Consider the following 22,472-nt stretch of genomic DNA (forward strand, 5'->3'; position numbering starts at 1 on the left):
TTCTCGAACCGCCCGGTGCGGACCCGCATGCCGGGTGGTGTGGCAGGGGAGCGACTTTACAAAAGTCGTCCCCTATGCCGATTAGGGATCCGGGGTTCGTTCGAAGATCCAGGGCCTAGCGTTCACTTATGACGTGAACGGATCGAGGAGATCCGGATCAAGGCGTCACCGCGTGCACCCGTCATCGGTCACCCCGCAGGGTCGCAAGAGGCATCATGCGCTTTCGAGCAGTCTCGCGTTGTCTGGCACTCGTCCCCTTTGCCCTGGGGCTTGCGCCATTGGGGAAGGCTTTTGGCGCACCTGGTGAGCTCGGCATCCGCCACCGGATCGACGTGGTGGTCTCTGCGGAGCCCGACGCCCCGATCTTCCAGCACTTCAGAAGCGCCAAGGGGGAGCTCACATTCACCGTCCGATTGTCGGCCAACTCGAGGGAGAGCAAGTTCTTCGGGATGCTGCACCCGTCATTCCCGGACATCACCGTTCCCCACAGTTCGGGAAAGCCACTGGTCCAGCAGACCAAGCTATGGGAGGAGGAGGTCTGTCACCAGCGGCGCGGCCTGCCGAAGGTCACCGTCACTCAGCTCAGCGGCCATTTCGGCGAGGGGGAGGAGCGGTTCGAGATCTCCGCAATCAACAGGCACATCGGCCTTCTGGTCCCGCCCGATGAATTAACCCCTGGAATAAAACTCGATCAGGGGAGTGATGATCTTGGAGTATTCTACGCCTTCCGGGCGCAAACCCGGAACAGCCGACTGAATGTGGATCTGAAGATCTATCCGATCGATTGTTTCCTCTGAGAGCTCGGCGAGAGCTTCATCAGACAACGCACAAGCAAACAGCCGCCCAAGAGAGCCGCCCAAGAACGACGATGCGCCTTCGGCTTCCCCATATTCACTGGTCGTGGAGCCTCCCTGCGGCCTTCATCCTGTACTTCGTCGTCGCCTTCGCGCCGTTTCCGTTCGGCTCGACCAATGATCTGTCGATTGCATTCTGGTGCCTGTGTCTCGGCATCGCCGTGATGTTCGCGCCGACGCGGAATTTGCGAAAGCCGCATCTCTGGCTGCTCGCCGGCATCGCAATCATCGTCGCAGGCTACGCGTTCGTTCTGCACGAACAGCTGTCCGATCATCCCTGGCTCGCACCGTTCCAGCCGATCTGGAAACAGGCCTCAGACCTCCTGCAGATGCCGATCGCCCCATCGGCTTCGGTCGTAAAGAACGAGGCATTCTTTGCGTTGGGAGCGCCTCTCGCCAACATCCTCGCAATCATCCTTGGCATCACCGTCGGCGCCGACCGCGAGCGCGCCCGCCGCATCTTGTGGGTGATCGCGATCTCGGGCGCGGCTTACGCGCTTTATGGCGTGGCTTCGTTCCTGATCGAGCCGACCATGATCCTATGGCGGGACAAGACCGCCTATCTCGGTAGCGTCACCGGCACCTTCATCAACCGCAATACGGCGGCGGCGTATTTCGGCTCCTGCGCAGTGATCTGGATCCTGCTGATTCTGGAGGACGTGCGCCGGCGCCTTCCCGAGCGCCACATCGAGTGGCGGCGACTGTCGCTCGATCTGCGTGCAATCCCCCCGAGCGAAATCCTGCCGCAGCTTAGCTGCCTGTTGATCTGCTTGATGGCGATGTTCATGACCACCTCGCGCGCCGGCGTCGGCCTGTCGCTGCTCGCGATGATCGTGGCGACAACGGTTTTCCTAAGACGCGACCTGCCGCCGCGCACCGGCATCTTCATTTCGCTCGGCTCCGGCATCGCGGTGGCGCTTGGCCTGTTGCAGCTGCTCGGCGGACAGGTCTCGAGCCGATTCGATAGCCAGGGCCTGGTCGATGAGGGCCGCGTCGAGGCCTGGAAATCGACGCTCCGGATCATCGCTGACAACCCCTGGTTCGGCACCGGCATGGGCACCTTTCAATGGGCCTTCCCGCCCTACCGCAGCTCCAAGATCTCGATTCGCGGGGTCTGGGATGCCGCGCATTCGACCCCGCTCGAGCTCGCCTCCGAAGTCGGCATCCCCATGGCGCTTTTTATCGCAGCGGCCTGGGTGGTCATGCTCGGCCTGCTCGCCAGGGGCATGTTCGGACGGCGGCGCGATGTCATCATTCCGCTGGCGGCCGCCGCCACCGCCACTCTGTCGCTGCTGCATTCCTGTTTGGACTTCACGCTCCAGGTGCCGGGTTACAGCATTCCGTTTTTTGCGCTTTTCGGCGCGGGCCTTTCGCAGTCGTTCCGCACCAGGGAGGGGCGGCCGCAGCCTGAGGCGGAGGTTGTCGAAGACCGTCGGGACGGGCGCGATCGGCAGGCGAACAGAGGCTCCCACCGCAGCCGCGAGCTTCACAAAACTGTCTAATTTTGAAGCAGTTGCGCCGTTTACGAAGTTTTCAGGATAAGTGGACAGCCGGGGGTTGTTCGGCTACCTTCCCGTTGTACGCGTCATTGCCCGCGGCAGGGGGCAAGCCGATATTTTGGAGGGTTGATTATGCGCGCTGTTCGTTTTGCGCTTCGTTTGGCTGCGGCCGCGGCTCTGGCCGCGACGATGTCCACGGCTGTTAACGCCGCCGTTTATCCGCCGCAGCGCCAGCTGCCGGCCACCGTCATTTCCGACTTCAAGGCCGCCCCGAACAGCCTGTTGCAGCAATATCCGACCGGCGGTGCCCAGATGATCTCGCGCGTGCGCGATCTCGGCGCCTCGGACCCGACCACGCTCCCGGGCCTGATCGCGCTGCTCAAGGATCCCGCGACCACCAAGGACCAGATGCGCGCAATCGTCGCCGGCCTCGCCCAGGTTGCCCGTATGGCGGCGCAGAGCGACCAGGCTTTCGCCAATGAGATCCAGAATGCGATCGCCGGCACCGGCAACCCCGACGTGATCGCCGCCTACCAGGCCGCAACCGGCGACGTCGCGATCGCCGCGACCGGCGGCGGCGCCGGTGGTGGTGGCACTGGCGCAGGCGGCCCGACCGGAAATGGTGGGTTTGCGTTCGGCGGAACCGGCGGTGGTGCGAGCACATTCGGTGGGCTGCACTTTGCGACCAGCGGATCGTCCATCGGCAGCGGCTCGGTGAGCGGTACCACCGTCAATCAGTCCACCAGCCCGCGGCGCTGACGGGCCCGGTTCCCGGTTCATGACACCTCACGGCAGCGGCGCCAGCGGGCGCCGCTTTGCTTTTGCGCCGTTAAGCTTCCCGCAAAAAGTCGCGCAAAGCGCGCGGTGCACAGCATAGCGCGCGTTCAATTGCAGGCAGGCCTGTGCTAGTGTTTGCGCGCAGGGCGGGTTTGGCATCCGGTTTGCTCCGGATAGCCATCAGGGCTTTTGGTCAGCATTGATCCAAGACGACAGATCGATCCATTTTCAGGAATTGCTAGATGTTGCAGGTGAATAAGCCGACCTCGGAGATCAACCGTGATTTCGCCGAGGCCGACGGCTCTCCGGCGCAGGCGTTCGCCTCCTATGTCGAGATCGTCCGCCGCCAGTTCCCGACCATCGTCGCGATCGTCTCGGCCTGTGTGATCCTGGCGCTGCTCTATCTCTTCACCGCGGCGCCGCAATTCACCTCCACCGCCTCAATGGTGATCGACACTCGCAAGGTCCAGCTGTTCCAGCAGCAATCGATCCTCGGTGACGTCGCGGTGGATTCCGCTACCGTCGAGACCCAGGTCGAGATCCTGAAATCCGAGAACATCAGCCTCGCGGTGATCCGGGACCTTCATCTGATCGAGGATCCCGAGTTTACCGGCGCTGGTGGTGGCTTTGTCGGCTCGGTCCTGGGCTTCGTTGCGGGGCTTTTCTCCGAAGGCCATGCTTCGTCTGAATTCGAGCTCACACGCAGAGCACTCGGAATCTTCGAGAAGAGCCGCAGCATCAAGCGCATCGGCCTCACGTATGTGATGGAGATCGCCTACACCTCGAAGGACCCGGTGAAGGCCGCGAAGATCGCCAACGCAATCGCGGACGCCTATATCGTCGACCAGCTCGAGGCGAAGTACCAGGCGACCCGCCGCGCCAGCGTCTGGCTGCAGGACCGCATCAAGGAGCTGCGCACCCAGGCTTCCGCGGCGCAGAAGGCGGTAGTCGACTTCAAGACCGCCAACAACATCGTCGATACCGGAAAAGGCTTAATAAGCGATCAGCGGCTTGCGGAAGTGAACAGTCAGCTTATCTTGGCGCATGCAGCGACTGCCGAGGCCAAGGCGCGGCTCGACCGCGCGAACGATATTGTGAAACAGGAGATTCCAGACGCTTCTGTCGCCGATGCGCTGAAGAACGACACCATCGTCAAGCTGCGCGGGCAATATGTCGACATGGCCTCCAAGGAAGCGATCTGGTCGGCGAAATACGGCCGGGAGCATCTCGCCGCCGTGAACCTGCGCACCCAGATGGCGGAGATCAAGAAGAACATCCAGGACGAGCTGAGGCGGATCCAGGAATCCTACAAGAGCGATTACGACATCGCGGTGACCCGCGAGGAGAGCATCAAGGACAGTCTCGCCAACGTCGTCTCAGAATCGCAGCTCACCAACCAGGCGCAGGTGCAGCTGCGCGAGCTCGAGAGCAACGCGCAATCCTACCAGACGATGTACGACAATTTCCTGCAGCGCTACATGGAGAGCGTGCAGCAGCAATCGTTCCCGATCACCGAGGCGCGGGTAATCAGCGCCGCGACTACGCCGCTGGTGAAGAGTTACCCGAAATCGCTGGTTATTCTGGCGGCGAGCCTGTTCGGAGGCCTGATCTTGGCCTTTGGAGCGGCTATGGCGCGGGAGCTCACCGACAAGGTGTTTCGCACCACGGGCCAGGTTGAGGACGTGCTCGGCGCGAACTGTATTGCGGTCTTGCCGGCGCTCGGGGTCGCCGCTCCTGCTCCGGTTTTTGGTGAAATGGTACTGGGCGCCAAACTCGGACGAAAGAACAGTTCGGATGCAAACCTGCTGCGCTATGTCGTCGACAACCCGCTGTCGCGCTTCTCGGAAGCGGTGCGCTCGGTGAAGGTGGCGGTGGACCTCAACGCGATCGTGCGCGAGAACCGCGTGCTGGCGACCACCTCGACCTTGCCGAACGAGGGGAAGAGCACGCTCTCCACCAACCTCGCCCAGCTGATGGCGCATGGCGGGGCGCGGGTCATCCTGGTCGACGCCGATTTGCGCAATCCTTCGCTGTCGCGCGCCCTGGTGCCTGACGCCAAGATCGGTCTGGTCGATGTCGTGGCCCAAAAAGCCCGCCTCGAGGACGCGCTGGTGGTCGATCCCGAGACCAAGCTGTCGATCCTGCCGGCGGGCACCACCTCGAAGCTGCTGCACACCAACGAGATCCTGGCCTCGAAGGCGATGCACGCGCTGGTCACCGAGCTGCGCGCGAAATTCGACTACGTGGTGCTGGACATGCCGCCGATGGCGCCGGTGGTGGACGTGCGCGTCACTTCCTCCTTCGTCGATTCCTACGTATTCGTGGTGGAGTGGGGCAAGACCAAGATCGACGTCATCAGGCACAATCTGCGCGGCTCACCGGAGATCCAGGACAAGCTGCTCGGCGTGGTCCTGAACAAGGCCGATACCAAGGCGCTAGCTCGTTACGAGTCTTACCACGGCCGCTATTACTACCAGAAATACTATGCTCGCTATGGCTACGTAGAATGACCGCGATCCGGCACGTTCTGGCGCGAGCTTTGCTGGTTGGGGGCGCACTCGCCGTAGTGCTCTGGTGCTGGGCCACGCTGCCGTCATTCTGGCTGGTAACGGGGCCCAGCGATGTCTCGGAACGCATCCTCGCCGATGATCGCTTTCAGCCGGGTAAGCTCAACGAGTTTTTGATGCGGATTAAGAGCCGGCCGCAGCCGGTACTTTTCCAGTCAGCTTTCCTGCGATCGGAGGCTCTAATCCAACTGCGTGTAGCTGAAGAGGCAATCGTGAGGGCAAGTCCAGCCGAGGCGGATCGCGAAGCGGCGCGGGCCGAGAACAATATCAAACTTGCCCTGTCCCTAAATCCGACTGACGCGTTCCTGTGGCTCATGCTTTATTCGGAAGAAACCACGCGCTCTGGACTTACTTCGAACAATATCGCGCATCTGGAGCGCTCTTACCAAGCTGGGCCAAATGAGGGCTGGATTGCCCTTCGACGGAATCGGGTCGCGCTTGGAGCATTCTCCATTCTCGGGGCCGAGTTGCAGAACGCGGTAGTTCTTGAATTTGCGGCTCTTGTCGATTCGGAATTCTTTCAGGATGCGGAGTTGAGCCTAATAAGCGCGGGCTGGGCAAGCAGAGATCGCTTGCTGGCCGGCCTTGCCCAAGTTGATATTAGACCGAGAAAAGGTTTCGCCAAATTGTTGTCAGGACACGCAGTAGGGGTGAAGGTCCCTGGGATCATGGAGGACCCGAGGCCTTGGTAGGCCGACAAACTCTAAATAGGCGCGATCAGATAGTTCGAGGAATGGCGGTACCTATCGTGTTGCCAAACTATTTTGTAACGCTGCATCTCAATGAAATCTTCGAAATCTGCGACGTTGTCCTTGTCTACTTCGATGAAAATGGCCGGGCGGTTGTCTGAAATTGTTTGCTTCAGACCAAGCAGAACTTTGATCTCGAATCCTTCGGTATCGATCTTGATGAAGTCGACACGCTGTCCGGCCAGCGCCGAGTCTCCGGTAACAGTCTTGATGGAGCCGGCGCCGGTTTCTTGAAGGCTTGTTCCGCCCAAGTTGACGGTGTTTACGGTAAAATTGGCCGCACTATTCCGATCCGAAAGCCCGACCCCGAGGTGCGACGTGTCGCAGACATCGCTTAGCCCGTTAAGTGCGATATTTTCCTTCAGGATTCGGCACGTGAGAGGGATCGGTTCGAATACGATCGCCTTTGAGGCGCCAAGCAATTTAAGAAAGTAGATTGAATGTTGGCCCGTGTTGGCGCCGATATCTACAAATACGTCTCCTTGATTAAAGTAGGCTGCGACCTGAGAAAGCTCATCTTCCTCGAAAAAAGCTCCAGTAGCTTGCACGCTCTGGATCGAGTCTCGGGGATTGACGATAAGCAGAGAAATCTCCGTCTGTCCTCTAGTGAACGATACCACCCTTCGACGTGCCCAAAGCCGCCGATAGTTGAGCGAGTTGTAGCAATTGCGGGCCGAGTGCCACACTGGCTTGGGTACGATGGATTTGAGGACCGGCAGCAACGACATACAGACGCTTCCTTCTCAGAGCAACACCCGAACCAAAACAACGGCGTTCTCCAGCCATACCGATTAGGGCAAGATCAAGATCTTTCCAAGTCCTGTAGCTCACCACGAATCCGATTTGCTTGCAGCAGTCCGCCCAGAGCAATCGCGAGCAACACCAGAGCGGATACTAACGCAAGTTTCTCTAGATCGCTTAAAGAGCACGAGTTAACGACACCTAGATACAGAGCAACGCTACCGATCGTCGCCAATGCGGGTAGCGCCATTGTACTCACGTATTCGATGGTCGAGCAGTCAATTCCAGAAAGAAACATCCTAGCAAATCTCGGAAAGTACAAGAACCAACTTACTGTATAGGCTACCGGTATCCAAGCGACGCCTAGTCGTACAGCCACTAGAAGGGTAACGAGCCAGATTGTCGTGAATTCGGTGGTGAATCTGATTTGCGTTCCGGTACGATTCGTCGCCATCAGAATCCCGCCATTCAGTCCAGTTACTGCCTGAACAGAGCCAACTGCAGCAAATAGCATGAATATCGTGCCGCTGGCCGCCCATTTTTCTGAGAGGAGCAATCGGAAAAGTGGTTCATGCCCGGCGGCAATCAGGCCCATAAATGGGAAAACGCCGATAGCGATCAAACGGCTCGTGAGGAGCAATGCGGTCTTCAGTTGCTTCTTCTGCGCCTTGCGCCTTGTTACGTGAGTGTAGAAAACGCTCTGGATGGGGCCTGTAACTATCATAGCAGGTAGCCGCATCAACTGAGACGCAATCGAATATGTGCCGACGACGCTGGCGCCGAAGGTCTTTCCGATGACCAATGGATCAAGTGCGCGGGCGAAGAAATTTATTACGCCAAACGTTATGACATCGCGGCTAAAGCGTAAGTGCGCTTCAGTTGCGGCCAGTCGCAGCACAAGTTTTGGTCTGAACCCAGCAATTGCCCAGACGAGCACGGCCTTGGATAGCCAAACTGCGAGTTGTTGCCCTACCAGTGCCCAAGGGCCGAACTGATTGACGGCCAAAGCCACAGCGATAGCCGCTCCCAGGATCGCCGCAGAAATATCTGCAAGCGCAAGAGAAGAGAAGCGATGAGCTCGCTGTAGAGATGCGGACGGAACAACTGTCAGCGCCTGCGCGATGCACACAATCCCCAGTGTGCCGATCACGGGACGCAACGTCGGTTCGCCAAATTCTATTGCTACAACGGGAGCGGTAGCGATGAGCAAAAGCGCCGCGACGCAGCCAATCGCAGTAATGATCCAAAAGACTGATGACCAAGCGACGCCTCCATCATTGTTTTCCCTAACCAGTGATTGCGCTACGCCACCATCAGAAAAAATCTGCGCAAAGAGGATAAACGGCATCGCGATGCCCACAATGCCGTACTCATCCGGCGTCAAAAAGCGAGCAAGCACGGGAAGAGTAACGAACTGCAATAGCAGCCGGATGATATTCGACACCGATAGCATGGCGGCGCCGAGTGCCAAATGCTTCAAGGCCATTCGAATATAGCTTCCGTTAGACCCTAGGCCGTAGAAGGCCTCGCACCGATCCTCGCGCCCTATTCATGAAGTTGCTTCACGAAGTTCGAGAGATCCTCACCAATGCGTTCCCAGGAAAAGCGAGACAGATCGCAAGTCGCTGAGGGATTCCTCTGACGAAGCCAACCAGAAAAACGATAGAGCACCTGTTCGTTCATCTCGCCATCATAGAGCATGATCCAATCCGAACCTACCTGGGCCCGCAATTCAGGAAGGCTTCCCATCTTCGGAGCAAGTACAGGTCGATTGCGCGACAAGGCAAGAAAGATCGCGCCGCTGTTCAAAACCTTTTGGTAAGGGAGGACCACCGCGTGCGCATTATCTATGTGTCGCTCAAGGTCGATGTCCGGAAGCAGTTCTGATCGCGCATCTAAAGTTATATTTTCCGAACTGTGAGCGATCATCTTTATCCTGTGCAGCAGGTCTGCGTCATAACAGCAGCCCGCAACCATCAAGTCTATGCCTGAGTCCGGCATTCCTGCGAGCGTCTCAATTAGATTGTCAACGTTCTTGTAGGGACGTATCTGGCCGAAGTTGAGTAGCTGCACGTTTCCTGTGATTGGCTTCTGCCCACAGACCGGTAAGATCATATTGTTGCGATAGTTGCCATGGACCGTTTGAAGTACCTTTAGTCCCGCCGGAATGCCGTAGAGCTGGTCGATCGCCTCCTTTGAAAATTCGGAAAGAAAGATGATGCCGTCGAGTGAAGCCAAAAAGACCTTTGACAGTGCGGGCGACAGCGCACCGGCATCATGAGGTTGAAGATTGTGCACAACCCAGACGAACCGAATACCTAGCGTGGCCCGATAGATGTGCATAGAAGCGAGTTTGATCGCGCATCTTGCGAGATGTCGTGTTCCTGAATTGACAAAAAAATCGTTCGGCCAATGCAAAATGACCGTTTTTGCTGTTGGTACTTTCTTCCACGTGAATTCCCGGACCGAGAAACCTCTATTGACCAGGCTGTCTGCGAAGTTATTCACGAATGCATTGGCAGCAAACCGTGCGGGCGAGATCGCGATGTCTATTCGCTTTTGAAGCATCAAATCATCCCTGTCCTTGGGAGAGGCTCGGGGCAGGCGGCGAGATCATGGAGCCATTGCTCGCGCTGCACGGCCGCGCCGTCTATCATGGTTGCTGCAGCTCGGCATGTTCCGAGACGAAGATCGTTCATCTTGGAATCGTCTGTGCTCAGGTGCATCAACCATTTGTCGACGCTTGCCCAACCGTCTTCGCCTAGTACCAACCCGGCGGCGCTGGGTAGCATCTCGGATATGCAGCCTCGATCGCTTGCTACCACAGGTATGCCTCTTGCCAAAGCTTCGAGAATGACAATCGGTTCTGCTTCATTGACGTAGCGCGTAGGGAACAACAACAGGTCGATGGCGGCCAGGAAATCTTCCTTAGCAGGGCCGTACACTGCTCCTCGATGTTCGACCGAAACGCCTCGCTTTGTGGCCAGCTCAAACGCGTCTCGGCTCTCCTTGTCGACAAAGGGGCCGCCAACGATCGCGCGAAGTGCGGGGCACGATCGCTGCGCTCGCTCGACGACGTCAATGAAAGTCAAAAACCCTTTCTCGACCGTGATATTGCCCAGATAGCCTACAGTCCGCAGTGGACCGGATCTTCCGCCACGTTGTTGCTGAGGAACTTGATCAGCGTCTTCCATGAGTGCCAAGTTAGAAAGACAGATTCGTTTCGATGCCTCGGGGTACAAGCTCTCCAGCTTTTGTCCCATGCAGGCACAAAGCACGACATGCGTCGCCGCCGGACCCGCGAGTTTGATTACGATAGCCGCTAGCCTCTTTTTGTCGTTTATATAAGCGAAGCTGTGATGGTGTATGACGATGCGGTGATTTCTGATGCGGGCAAAGGCGATGGCCAAAAGATCTATCAGTTGCCGGGCGCCTCCCGAGAGCCCGATGTATACCAATCCAATGTCGCGCGACATTGTTGACGAGATCATCTTGGAAATACGGCCAAGGAAATTGACAGTACGCAGCCACCCATAAACCCCTTGACCCGGTGAAAGGTCGCACCGTGTTGTTGCAAATCCGTTCCGCTTGAGAATTCCTTCTACTGCTTGGTTAGCGAATGAGAACCCGTGGACCGGTGGTGGAAACGGCCCGAGAAGCAGCACCTTTTTGCCGGAAAGCATCAGCGGTTGCCTCGCGAGACGACTAGGACGCTACGAATTCTTCTCAACTTTCCTAATCCGCGAACCACACGCGTTCGATACGTCCGGTAGTCTGACGTTCCAATGCTCGAGATAAGCATGAGTGCAGCGAGCGGCGCGTTTGTGACGTTCGATCTCATGGAATAGAGGCACAATCTCATGAACGATTTACGTTTGTTCAAATTAGCCGCAATGTCGGCGAAGGTGATCGCGAGAGTTGATCGAGCCTTAATATCTTTCGCGCTAGGACGGATCGCACTTTTCCACATAAACACATGGCCAGAGCGCCTTCTTCTGCCGTCAAGAGAAATGTTGCCTACGCTGGCCACCCTGTAAAATACAGACCCAGGCTTCGCGACTGAGATTGTACCCATCCTCGCAATTCGGATCCAAATGTCCCAATCCTGGCAGGATTTCAGACTTGGGGTAAAGCCACCTATGGCAAGGAGTGAATCTCGCCGAACGGTCATTGTTGAACAGGTGCCAAGATAGTTTTCGATCTTCAGCCATTGTAGCGGATCGGCGATCCGCTCCTTTCGTGTCGGGTCCTGTGTCGCTCCGTTGTCGGTCACCGCGATATGGTTTGAGACAATTGCAATGGAAGACGGACTTTCTTCAAGTGCTCGGAGATCCTCTTCGAGTTTCTGTGGAGTCCATGCGTCATCGCTGTCCAAGAAAGAAATCCAAGAGCTGCTTGCTGCAAATGCGCCGCGATTCCTCGATTCGGCTGCTCCGCAATTGGTCTGATTTCGGATGAGTCTTATCAGTGGGCTCTCTAAGCTCTCGACAATCTGAACCGTGTTATCGGTAGAGCAGTCGTCGACCACGATAATTTCATCGACCCGCGCGGTCTGCCCCAAAACGCTTTGGATCGTTTCGGAGATTGTAGTTGCGCGATTAAAGGCTGGAATGACAACCGCAACGTCAAAGTTATGGCGCCCTTGCCGGGACAGTACGCTTTCAGCGGCAATCTCTGTCGGTGATGGCATCATCGAGCGATGTGCCCCACTGAGAGCGGCGCTGCTTTGCGCCGCTTGTTCAACTGAATCCGAACAAAGCCCCATAGCAGTACAGGCACGCTATTCCAAAGCAAAAACTTTGAAATCTGGACCACGCCACCATCTCGCAGCCATTGTATGGTTAGCGGAAGAACCACCATTCCGAGTACGACGCCCGTCTTGCCCAGACTACCGGACATCAGTTTGCGAAATACCTTGTATTGAAGACGGCCGAAGACCCCGCTTACCAGAGCGATGCCAGGAATACCCAAGCTCATATAGGCGTCCCCGATCATTCCGCGAGAATAGAAGAAAAAGTTGCCATACTGGTTCAAGCTGAACACCGAAATGGGCGCTCCAATCGGTTTTTCAGGCCAGAGTATCCGCGGTATCGGCTCGGTGAACAGCTGAAGCCATTGAACGAAGTAGGTGTAAGTCCCTGTCTTTTCTGGAACGGTATTGATGATAAAGGCCAAGAATTCAAAGTTCGCGATATCGGGCCCTTCTAGTCGGTCGACGAGCGATTTAGCTTCGGCGACGGGGCCGGAAGAAAGGGTTGTACCGAACAGCAAGTCCCGAATGAAGTATCTCGCTTCGCCAAGTGCCGTGAAGACTGCGAAGGCTGGAATCGTTGCAACGTAGACCCAAAGAGGGATCTTGTAGTCTCCACGCTTCGCGGCTGTAAGAATACCCAGACTGCAGAGCAGGAAAACGATCGTCCAGCGGTCATTTCCGATAGACAGCCGAACGACAAGGAAAGAGGCTAAAATAGTCAGTCGAACAAAAAGGCCTCTGAAGCATACAAGCGACAGCAATACCAGACTGCCAAGCATGTATTGAGCATCATTGAGGTATCCGGTTGAGGTGGAATTAATGGTAACACCGGTCGCCTGATCCAAAACAAGTCCGGCCGCCCCCGATCCGTTCAATGTTCGGGCCTCGATTCCGATGTAGGCCGAGTAAAGAGCCAATGGACCTAGGATGCTGGCCACCGCCAGCACGGCAATCTTATCCTCGTGTGAAGTGCGATTAAGTAAGGCGCTAACTTCCCGTAACTTTGATTGAGGAATGCCGGGTACCGTTATGCCGACGGCTAGCCACACAATTAAGCCGACGTCAGAGCAAATCAAGGTCCAGGCGAAAAGTTCGTCAGTGAGTTCGTATCCAATCCGATCTACGACGAAGCGAAGCTGAAACAGGTCAACAGCGATGGGTCGGAATACGAAAAAAATGCCGTGAAAGACGAGATAGTAAAATAGCGGATCACCAAGATTGAATCGACGCGAAGAGATAGCGAAGTGCATTGCCAATGCAAATATCGCCAGCTGAAAGAGAAGGGCAAGCTCAATCATTGGAGATAATACCTCTTTACTCGCTCTCTGTAGCCGGCGGCAGTATGAGAGCTAGCGAGAGCGCACGATCTGTCCGACCATTCTTCGATCAAGGTAGGCTCGTCGATTATCTTGGTCACTGCTTCCAGAACGGAGTCCCCTGACACTCCATCGAGCACAAGCCCGTTGCCGTTGACAATTCCATCCCCTGCAGAAGTACTATGAATTATCGGCAATCCCGAGGCCACCCCTTCGTGCAGAGACAGGCTGCAACCTTCAAATAAACTTGGCAGGATCAGACAGTCTGCCGTTTTCATTACGTGAGGCACGTCCTTACGAGCTACAGAAGGATGTATGTGCAGGTGAGGCATGTCCCTCGGAATCAAGCTGGGATCGATCTCCATGGGCCCGACGATGTGTATTTCAGCTGCTGCCGGACTAATGCTTCGGAAGGCTTCAAAGAGATATTGGGGACCTTTACGAGGGTTTATCGACCCAACCATCAGGAATTTGATGGGCCGGTTTCGCGGCGTACGCCTTGTGCTTGGCTCGTCGAAAAGGTTCTCGTCGAACCCATATCGAAGAACGGTGATCTTATCCAAAGAAACACCATTCTCGTGAAGAGTCCCTGCAGCAAAGTCTGAGCCGACTACGATTGCATCGGCAACGGCGAGCTCTTCGATCTGCCTTTCGATGACACTGATTGGAATCGGTGAGGCGCCGTTGGGAAAATACTGCGGATTTTTTTTTGCTTCTTCGCGAAGAACTTTGTCTAAGGACGCCATGTGGCCGATTGTTTGGTCGAGAATGGACCTGACACCTGCCTGCTTTGCTACTTTGAGAGCTTCCAGTCCGACGCTGTCGAATGTCCAAAGACTGTCGATGTCTCCATTCTTTATAAGCCTATGAACCCTTTTCGCGCCAGCTCGGGCGCTGGCCTGTGAGACGGCCCGCGCGGCATTGATCATTCGAGCTCTTCGCAGCGGAACTGCAACCCACTCCAGCCATCCGAATTGCCTCACTAGGCGCGTATCCAGCCAAGGAAACTCGCGGCGCGAGAGTTCCTGATGTACCCGCTCTCGCAAACTGTGTGGGAGAAGCTTAATTGCTGAATATGGAAGTCGATCAGGATCATACAGTATCGACGTCATATACCAGGATAACTGTTGGTCCTCTTGGAACGCTAAGGCAGTTTGCCACGAGTGCTGAGTGCCCGGGTGATACACGCCGACCCGTCCTCGCCCTGTATGTTTGCCAGTCATTTGTCAAAGCCTTTCTGCAGCGGAGCATCTGCATACGTCGACGTTAGGGTTCCGCTGAAGTAATTGAAATTACCTGCACTCGCTAGTTCGCTTACCTCGAACTCAAGGGACTTGCTTGCGACGATTGTCCCGTCCTGAATCATCTGTACTTGGATCGACCCCAAGTTCATGGGTACTGAAAAATCCGAAATGCCGGGATGCATTTCGAAGTTCTCTTTGTGATCTCTGGTTGAAACCACAATCCGGGTCGGTGTTTTCAGGAATGCCGTAAAGAAGATTCGATCATTCAGTGCCTGCCAGCCATCAGGTTTTCCCAAGTCTCCGGTCCGCAGATTGATCACGCCATCAGAAGTTCGAGGATGAATTCGGTAAAAGTAGAATAGTTCATCCTGAGTTATGGTCGGTTCGATGCCTGTCTTGAACCATTTGATGAAATACGCGCTTGCTTGAAGAAACCCAGAATGTGAAAGCAGGGGGCCCCAATGATAGCGGAGCACGTTCTGATCGGACGGTTTTCCAAAGGGGGCGAGATAGGTCGCCTCAGCCCAATCGTTCCAGGTTACGAGTTCTACCGCATCAGGAGCCGCTTCTATTGCTGAGATCCATTGTTCCTTCATACCTTGGAAGCCGTTGCTCTCGAACACCCGTGAATTGCGCGGTCCAAAACCCTTGTAGTATGGGCTGATGCCGAGCATTGCGAATTTGTCAGCAGCTTTGAGTACCTGTGTGATGCTCAAGAAAGCTTTTGCTAGATCAGGCGGTGACCTAGCGGCGCCGAAGTAAAAGTATCCATCGAGGCCCGGTACGTCATTCAATGCCTTTGATGCAACATACGCATCCCGGCTGGGTTGCCCAAACAGAGCGGAACGATCAGCTAACGGATAGAAAAGATAGGGCACGAAAAAGATTTCGATCCCCTGGTCCCTTGCAGCCTGTTTAAGACGCGTGGCCCATTCTGCGCTTCCCCCAAAGGAAGAGACAAAGACGCGTTCGTCAGCTAAGAGTTGGCTCTTGTGGGTTGCCGTCCGCTTGATAGCATCGATTGAATCCTCTAGCGAGAGTCCATCAAGCGACAGCGCGAGCTTGAATTGACGCCGGGTTTGGTCTGCAGCTTGATACATGCGCTCTGTGATTTGCTTATAGTAGGGCTCCGCCGACCAAGCTCCAATATTGAGGACAAAACCGTCAATTCCGCGGTCCTGAGCCTCACCCATCTCGTTTTTCAGTTGTTCGATAGTCGCACCGTGACCGAGGTGACTACAGCAGACCATGTAATGAGCAAGAACGAGGGGTTTGCGAGATTTTGCTGGTTGCAGACCCTCGGCGCTTGAATTTAGCAATGCGAACAGGACTAGACCTGCCCAGAGGCTTAGCCCTGTACGGCCGAAGGCCATCGATCTAGTCCTGTTTTTGATTGATGTTTTCATCGACGCGACGGTTCAAGGAGCGCGGGAACAACTAAGCGTCTGCGTCCAGACGAAATCCCTTTTTGATTGCAGGATTTCCGGCGACTATTGAACGAGCCTCGACGTCACGCAGTACCGTGCTTCGGGCACCAACGATTGCACCTTTGCCAATCGTTACTCCTGGAGCGACAAAGCAATCCGCAGCAACCCAAGCTTCTCTCTCGATGACAACCTGCTTCGCAATCAGCGGAAAGTTGATGTTTTTGTAATCATGCGTCGCGGCGCAAAGGTAAGAGCGTTGCGATACAACGGCGCTTTCGCCGACGGCGATCGGGCCCAAGCTATAAAGTTCGGCGTGATCGCCGATCCAACAATGATTGCCGAGTTTGACCTTCCAAGGGTAGGTCACTCGAGCCGTGGGACGCACGAGCACACCCTGACCCACTTCCGCTCCGAAAATGCGCAAGAGCCATCGGCGCCAGCCATATGCTGGCTGGGGCGACCAAGCGAACAACGTTTGCTGAACAACTTGCCACAACAGCACAGTCATGCCTGAGCGCCCTCTGAACCCAGGCGGGACTTTGGAGCGTGAGAGGTCCTGAAACCTCGGTCGCTCATCGACGGTCATCGCTATCTCACCAATTCAGTATGCGGTCGGCTTGGCGAAAGTGACCATCACTGTTCCCACGATGATCCTCAGGTCCAACCATACGCTCCAATTATTGATGTACCACAGATCATACTCCACGCGCTTCTGCATCAGCTCGAGCGTGTGGGTTTCTCCGCGATAACCATTAACCTGGGCCCAGCCGGTGATGCCGGGCTTGACGTGGTGACGGAAGGCATAGTTGCCGATGATCTGCTCATATTCGCTGTTGTGGGCGGCCGCGTGCGGGCGGGGGCCGACCAGCGACATCTCGCCCTTGAGCACGTTGAGGAGCTGCGGCAGCTCGTCGATCGAGGTCTTGCGCAGCCATTTGCCGATGCCGGTCACGCGCGGGTCGTTCTTGCGCGCCTGCACCACCGTCGGGCCGTCCTCCAATACGCGCATGGTGCGGAACTTGAAGATCTTGAAGGCGCGGCCGTTGAAGCCGTTGCGGGTCTGGCGGAAGAACACCGGGCCCGGCGAGGTCAGCTTGATCAGGATGGCCGTCACCAGCATCACCGGGGCGAACACGATCAGCGCGAGGCTGGCGCCGGCGAGATCGAGCGTGCGCTTGAGCGCGCGTTCGTTCCAGGACAGGGGGGCACGGCGCAGCTCCGCCGTCCAGGTGTTGCCGGCGCTGTGCAGCGGATAGCGCAGGAAACGCGCAGCATGCGCATCGGGCACCAAGTGCACCGGAATGGGCAGGATCTTCAGCGCATCCAGGAGGCTGTCGATGGCGTGCTGTCGGTCCCAGCTCATCAGGAGGAATACGTGCTCGATCCGGCTCTCACGCGCATAGGCGATCAGCTCGTCGAAGCGCGGCGCGATCGCGGAGAGCAGGAGGGGCGAGGTGAGCTCGCGCTCGCGGATCTCCATGATCCGCATCAAGCGGTAGCCGTGCTGGGCAAGGTCCGATATCGCATTCGAGGACGCCGGCAGGCCGATTTCGGCGATCATCACCGCGCGGCTGTTGGCGAAGGCGCCGGTGCGCAACGCATTCGCCGTCCAGCGCGCGGCGAACGCCTTCCAGATCACCAACACCGCTAGGCCGACGGCATAGAACGAGATCGTCGTGCCGCGGGAGAACTCGTCGGAAACCTTCATGGCGAAGGCGATCGCCAGTAGCGCGCCGAACACGCCCGTCCAGGTCGTCACCGTCATCCGCAACGTGCGCGGGACGTCGGTGATGGCCTTCAGCCGGTAACCCTGCTGCACGACAATGAGGAGGACGAAATTTAGTGCAACCAGCACGCTCGCCGCGGCATAGACATTCGCCTTGCCGAGCACCGACTGGGCGTAGAGATGATAGGCCACCGCGCAGCCGATGCCGGCCCCGATCACCAGCATTGCATCGATCAGCATCACAAGCCGCTCGACAGCCAGCGGGCGAAGAAAAGTCTTTGCGAAACCCGTGGGCTCGCCAAAATCCCGCTCGAGCGCGCTAGTTTCCGCAGCAGAATCAGGTGCTTGCTCCCGTCGAGCCTCCAGGATTGTCATCTGCCCCAGCCCATTAACAATCGATTCACTATCAAAGCGCGCCGTGCTATCGGCCACAATCACTGTCAAAACAAGGCGAAGGAAAAAGTAACCTTACCCTTATGATTGCAATGTAGCGCATCTTGCCCCGACCAACATGTTAAATTTCACTCTTCGTTAGGAAGCTCTCTCCAGTGCCTCAAATCCGGTCTCGCCGGCGACGATCCAGGCGACACTTCGGCCGGTACGCCGCCATCGGTCTAGCCACCATCGCGCTCCTGGGGATTGCGCTCCTCGCGCTGCGCCCCGATTCCGCACTGGTCCGACGGGCGACCGTTTCCACCGCCGGCGCGGATCTGCTGCTCGATGGCCCATACGGCGCACGCTTCGCTGGTGAACTGACGGCGCTCAAGCAAGGATTCTTTGCTTCTGGCATCGCGCTCCGTCAGCACCCCGACGACCCGAATTTCGTCGAGACGATCGCACGCGAACGCGCCATCGGCGTGACGAGCGGGCAGAAGTTTCTCTTGGCCGCCTGGCGCGGTGTTCCCGTCACCGCTTTTGCGGCAAGTTTCCTTGACACCTCCATTGCGATTTTCACGCTCGAAAGTTCTGGGTTGCGTCGGCCGGCTGATTTGATCGGCAAGCGCGTGGGCTACCGCAAGGCAGGCGAGGGTGACGTCATCTTCGACGCTATGATGGCGCAGCTCGGTTTGCCCCGCAGCCAAATCACCAAACTGGCTGATCGCGACAGCTTCGATGCGCTGCGCGCCGGCGAGGTGGATGCCATTATCGCCGCCATCGATGACCAGCCAACTCCGTCGGGGACGGGCTACAACGTCCGGCTGAATGTGATCAAGCCGCAGGACTACGGTATTCACGTTCCGGGGCTGGTCTATTTCGCCAGCAACGATCTCATTCATGATCGGCCGTCCATCGTCGCCGACGTTCTCCAGGGCCTCATCCGAGGCTGGCAGTTCGTCTACACGGACTATGCACGCAGCGTGCCTGTTCTTGTTGGCGCCGATCCGGAGAGGCTGAAAGCCGAGCGGGTCAGGTTTGAGCTGCAGCAACAGCGAAGTCTAGTTCTACCGACCGGGGGCCGTATTGCGGACTACGACGAAAGTCGCTGGAACACCCTTCGGGACATCCTGATCTTCGCCAAGCTTGGTGAGGAAGAGGTGCCCCTCGCCCAAGCGGTCAACTATCAATTCCTTCGCGACGTCTACCGCCGTTCGCCCGACCTTGGCACTCCCGGCGCCTGGACCGGGGAGAAATAGGGCCAAGAAGCCACAGTTCTGCGCCATATCGTGCAGAGCTCGGCTTTTGGGATCGGGATCGGTTGCCTTCGACCCCCGCGGCTTGGTAGTCTTGGTTCACTATTTGAGCCGATTTCCGGCCGGTTCACGGCTATCGTGCCGCTGGAATAGTTCCTGCTTGGAGCTGCTCGGGTACGGTTCTGTTTGGGGCAAGGGGAGCTTTGCGGATGTTCAAGACGATTGCGCGCGTAGGTCTTTTGGCGTCGGCCGCACTTCTGGTGGCGGCGAGCGGTGCGGGTGCCGGCATGCAAATGCCTGGAAGTGCAGCATTGCTCACCGGCGAAGCCCAGGCGACGCCGGTCACCTTCTGGGCCCAGCCCTATCCGTACCGCTACGTGCCGCGGAGCCGTTGTCCACTGGTTCGGGTGGAAACGCCCTACGGCTGGTATTTTGACCGCGTCTGCGCTCCGGTTGGACCCATCTTGCGCCGGGCTTACTAATCGCGCGCCTCTAGGCGGAATCCCTCGCCGACGAGCAGCCGTGCGCCCCGTGCGGCTGCTTCGCCTAATTTGCCATCAGTCGCTGCCGGACGTTTACGCAACCAAGCGCAGTTCACCATCTTCGTGCTTCCGGAACAACACGGGCTGCCGGATGGTGAAGATTGTGTTAGCAAGCTGACTGTGTTGCATAGCGGTAGGGCGTTTGGAGCCCGCTTTGGTGGGCTGTGTTGTCGGTTCTTTCGGGTGACGAGGGCCGGTAGAGGGGAGCGATGACAGGGGCTGCAATTTACGATCTCTCGGGTAAGCGGGTCTTTGTGGCCGGCCATCGCGGCATGGTCGGCTCGGCCGTCGTGCGCCGCCTCGCATCGGAAAATTGCACGGTGCTGTTCGCCGACCGACATGAGGTAGATCTCACTAAGGAAGAGCCGACGGTTCGATGGCTTGAGGCGAATCGGCCAGAGGTTGTGGTTCACGCAGCCGCAAAGGTTGGAGGCATTGCCGCCAACAATAATTTTCCGGTCGATTTTCTTTGCGACAACCTTGCGATCGAGCTCAACGTCCTCCGCGCCAGTCATGCCGTTGGCGTGCGGCGGCTCTTGTTTCTGGGTTCGTCCTGCATCTATCCAAAGCATGCCAAACAGCCGATCAGCGAAGATGAACTGCTGACCGGTCCACTCGAACCAACCAACGAGTGGTATGCGATCGCGAAAATTGCGGGCCTGAAGATGTGTCAGGCCTATCGCCGCCAATTCGGCGATGACTTCTTCTCCGCCATGCCCACCAATCTCTATGGCCGTGGCGACAACTACCATCCCGATCATAGCCACGTGCCGGCAGCATTGATCCGACGGTTTCATGAAGCCAAGCTGGCGCAAGCGCCCACGGTGACGGTCTGGGGCACCGGAACGCCGCTCCGCGAATTCCTGAACGTCGACGATTTCGCGGATGCCTGCGTGTTCCTCTTGAAGCACTATTCGAGTGATCTTCCGATCAATGTCGGTAGTGGTGACGAGTTGTCGATCGCTGATTTCGCGGCGACTGTGGCTGACGTCGTGGGGTACAGGGGCAAGCTGGTGTTCGACACGTCCAAACCTGACGGTACGCCCCGCAAGCTCCTGGACAGCTCGCGACTGAGGGCGCTTGGTTGGCGTCCGAGTATTCCTCTGCGCGGTGGTCTCGCTACCGCTTACGCAGATTTTCTGAAGGGCTACGGGCGTCATCTGGAGGTCAGCGCAACGCGCTGAGCGGATTTACTTAAGCTACAAAAGACTTTTCTTTCATTCTAGACTTTGAGCTGGGCTGGGCTCTTATGCGTGTTCTCTTAGTAGGCATCAACTATGCCCCCGATCTGATCGGCGTGGCAAAATACAACACTGAACTCTGCGAGAGCCTTGCCGCTGACGGCCACGAGGTCCGAGTGATCACGGCTCCGCCGTATTATCCGGCCTGGGAAATTCCTCCGAGCTTCAGCAACCATTACTTTCGATCGCGGCATATCGATGGCGTTCGCGTAAGGCGCACGCCAATCTATGTGCCGGCGCGTCCATCGGGAGCGAAGCGACTGGTCCATCACGCATCGTTCGCGCTCTCCAGCGCGGTGCCTGTCCTTATGGAGGCGCTGTCCTGGCGGCCCGACGTCATGATCGCCGTCGCACCATCGTTGATGTCGGCTGCCTTCGTCTCGTTCGTAGCTCGTCGCGTCGGCGCCAAATCATGGCTTCACGTGCAGGATTTCGAGGTGGATGCGGCCTTCGATCTTGGTCTGCTGCGCAATCATTCTCTGCGAAAATGCATGCTTCGAGCCGAAGCGGCGATCCTCAAATCGTTCGATAACGTTTCAACCATCTCTCATGCGATGGTGGAGCGGTTGAGGATCAAGGGACTGCGACCCGACAAAATCGCCGAGGTGAGAAACTGGATCGACACCACTACGATCTGCCCGGGGCCTCGAACGACCAAATACCGTCAGCAGCTGAACCTGGCTGAGGGCGATATCATTGGACTGTATTCCGGCACGATGTCCAACAAGCAAGGCCTTGAACTTGTGATCGAGGCTGCGATTGGCTTAGAGCGAAGTCATCCGCATATCCACTTCATCCTTGCAGGCGAAGGGCCTCACAGGATGAGGCTCGAACAGCTTGCTGCCGGACATCGCAATATCCACTTCCTGGGGCTTCAGCCCAAGGACAGCTTCAATCAGTTGATGGCAACCGCGGATTTCCATCTGATTCCCCAGAAGGCCGAGGCCGCCGATCTCGTGTTGCCCTCGAAGCTCGGTGCGATCTTCGCATCCGCTCGGCCGGTCATTGCGATGGCTGAAGAAGGCACCGGCCTCGCGGCGGAAGTCGCGAATGCCGGCCTCGTGATCCCACCAGGAGATTCGTCGGCTCTCAAGGTTGCAATTTGCCAGCTTGGTGAAGGGCGGGCCCTGCGTGAGCATTACGGCGAGGAAGGGAGAAGGCGAGCCCTTGATCGCTGGGATCGACGCACAATCGTGCGCCGGTGGTCGGAGGCCATGACGGGGCACGGCAATGCGACAGGGCAGACGAATGCCGGCCTGAAGGGCGCTGCCAACGACATTGGGCTTCCGGTGGAGGATGCCGTTCGCTCCCCATGAGGCATGCGACCGCAGTTGGATGCGGTGACATCCGAAAAAAAATGAGCGCCGCGATCGGCGCTCATTTGCCTGTTTGGTCGCCTTGCTGG

19 protein-coding genes are annotated in these 22,472 nt (G+C 57.3%); 9 read left to right on the plus strand and 10 right to left on the minus strand.

The annotated features are described in order from the left end of the window. The first annotated feature begins 215 nt into the window (after positions 1-215). From XH80_RS04205 to XH80_RS04225, 5 genes are all read left to right on the plus strand, one after another. Positions 216-797: a hypothetical protein gene (locus XH80_RS04205; protein ID WP_271597461.1), complete on the plus strand. Its 582-nt coding sequence runs from the start codon at positions 216-218 to the stop codon at positions 795-797. A 71-nt stretch (positions 798-868) separates the two neighbouring features. Then, entirely contained in the window at positions 869-2,356 is a 1,488-nt protein-coding gene (locus XH80_RS04210; RefSeq protein WP_271597462.1) for an O-antigen ligase family protein, read from the plus strand. Positions 2,357-2,485: 129 nt separating this feature from the next. Next, positions 2,486-3,112, plus strand: a complete 627-nt coding sequence (locus tag XH80_RS04215) for a hypothetical protein (RefSeq protein ID WP_271597463.1) — start codon at positions 2,486-2,488, stop codon at positions 3,110-3,112. Between the two features lie 260 nt (positions 3,113-3,372). Next, positions 3,373-5,640: a polysaccharide biosynthesis tyrosine autokinase gene (locus tag XH80_RS04220; protein WP_271597464.1), complete on the plus strand. Its 2,268-nt coding sequence runs from the start codon at positions 3,373-3,375 to the stop codon at positions 5,638-5,640. Then, complete coding sequence (locus tag XH80_RS04225; protein WP_271597465.1) at positions 5,637-6,389, plus strand: hypothetical protein; 753 nt, start codon at positions 5,637-5,639, stop codon at positions 6,387-6,389. The genes XH80_RS04220 and XH80_RS04225 overlap by 4 nt, the downstream gene beginning before the upstream one ends. 11 nt (positions 6,390-6,400) lie before the next feature. Here XH80_RS04225 and XH80_RS04230 read toward each other — a convergent pair whose 3' ends face one another. From XH80_RS04230 to XH80_RS04275, 10 genes are all read right to left on the minus strand, one after another. Next, positions 6,401-7,174, minus strand: coding sequence for an FkbM family methyltransferase (locus XH80_RS04230; protein ID WP_271597466.1), 774 nt, complete (start codon positions 7,172-7,174; stop codon positions 6,401-6,403). A 74-nt stretch (positions 7,175-7,248) separates the two neighbouring features. Then, positions 7,249-8,673: a lipopolysaccharide biosynthesis protein gene (locus tag XH80_RS04235; protein WP_271597467.1), complete on the minus strand. Its 1,425-nt coding sequence runs from the start codon at positions 8,671-8,673 to the stop codon at positions 7,249-7,251. A gap of 59 nt (positions 8,674-8,732) precedes the next feature. Beyond that, the gene (locus XH80_RS04240; protein ID WP_271597468.1) at positions 8,733-9,755 is read right to left on the minus strand and encodes a glycosyltransferase; all 1,023 of its coding nucleotides are present in this window, start codon (positions 9,753-9,755) and stop codon (positions 8,733-8,735) included. Then, positions 9,755-10,870 (minus strand): glycosyltransferase family 4 protein, encoded by a 1,116-nt coding sequence (locus tag XH80_RS04245; RefSeq protein ID WP_271597469.1) that lies wholly within the window; start codon positions 10,868-10,870, stop codon positions 9,755-9,757. Before XH80_RS04245 ends, XH80_RS04240 begins: the two co-directional genes overlap by 1 nt. Beyond that, positions 10,870-11,880 carry a glycosyltransferase family 2 protein gene (locus XH80_RS04250; protein WP_271597470.1) on the minus strand — a complete coding sequence of 337 codons (1,011 nt, stop codon included), beginning with the start codon at positions 11,878-11,880 and terminating at the stop codon, positions 10,870-10,872. The genes XH80_RS04245 and XH80_RS04250 overlap by 1 nt, the downstream gene beginning before the upstream one ends. Beyond that, positions 11,877-13,238: a hypothetical protein gene (locus XH80_RS04255; protein WP_271597471.1), complete on the minus strand. Its 1,362-nt coding sequence runs from the start codon at positions 13,236-13,238 to the stop codon at positions 11,877-11,879. The genes XH80_RS04250 and XH80_RS04255 overlap by 4 nt, the downstream gene beginning before the upstream one ends. Next, positions 13,235-14,185, minus strand: coding sequence for a glycosyltransferase family 4 protein (locus XH80_RS04260; RefSeq protein ID WP_271597472.1), 951 nt, complete (start codon positions 14,183-14,185; stop codon positions 13,235-13,237). The genes XH80_RS04255 and XH80_RS04260 overlap by 4 nt, the downstream gene beginning before the upstream one ends. Before the next feature lie 290 nt (positions 14,186-14,475). After that, positions 14,476-15,873, minus strand: a complete 1,398-nt coding sequence (locus tag XH80_RS04265) for an endo-1,3-alpha-glucanase family glycosylhydrolase (RefSeq protein ID WP_271597473.1) — start codon at positions 15,871-15,873, stop codon at positions 14,476-14,478. A gap of 64 nt (positions 15,874-15,937) precedes the next feature. Further along, on the minus strand, positions 15,938-16,513 hold the full coding sequence (locus XH80_RS04270; protein WP_271597474.1) for a WcaF family extracellular polysaccharide biosynthesis acetyltransferase: 576 nt from the start codon (positions 16,511-16,513) through the stop codon (positions 15,938-15,940). Positions 16,514-16,528: 15 nt separating this feature from the next. Further along, complete coding sequence (locus XH80_RS04275) at positions 16,529-17,893, minus strand: undecaprenyl-phosphate glucose phosphotransferase (protein WP_271597475.1); 1,365 nt, start codon at positions 17,891-17,893, stop codon at positions 16,529-16,531. A 308-nt stretch (positions 17,894-18,201) separates the two neighbouring features. Here XH80_RS04275 and XH80_RS04280 point away from each other — a divergent pair, with 308 nt between their 5' ends. The 4 genes from XH80_RS04280 (at position 18,202) to XH80_RS04295 (ending at position 22,383) form a co-directional block, all read left to right on the plus strand. Continuing rightward, positions 18,202-19,287, plus strand: coding sequence for an ABC transporter substrate-binding protein (locus XH80_RS04280; protein ID WP_271597476.1), 1,086 nt, complete (start codon positions 18,202-18,204; stop codon positions 19,285-19,287). 206 nt (positions 19,288-19,493) lie between these two features. Beyond that, positions 19,494-19,766 carry a hypothetical protein gene (locus XH80_RS04285; protein WP_271597477.1) on the plus strand — a complete coding sequence of 91 codons (273 nt, stop codon included), beginning with the start codon at positions 19,494-19,496 and terminating at the stop codon, positions 19,764-19,766. A 269-nt stretch (positions 19,767-20,035) separates the two neighbouring features. Next, the gene (locus XH80_RS04290) at positions 20,036-21,010 is read left to right on the plus strand and encodes a GDP-L-fucose synthase family protein (protein WP_271597478.1); all 975 of its coding nucleotides are present in this window, start codon (positions 20,036-20,038) and stop codon (positions 21,008-21,010) included. Positions 21,011-21,075: 65 nt separating this feature from the next. Beyond that, positions 21,076-22,383 carry a WcaI family glycosyltransferase gene (locus XH80_RS04295; protein WP_271597479.1) on the plus strand — a complete coding sequence of 436 codons (1,308 nt, stop codon included), beginning with the start codon at positions 21,076-21,078 and terminating at the stop codon, positions 22,381-22,383. Positions 22,384-22,472: the final 89 nt, after the last annotated feature.

It is taken from the genome of Bradyrhizobium sp. CCBAU 45384 (genome assembly GCF_028128665.1).
Classification (GTDB): domain Bacteria; phylum Pseudomonadota; class Alphaproteobacteria; order Rhizobiales; family Xanthobacteraceae; genus Bradyrhizobium; species Bradyrhizobium manausense.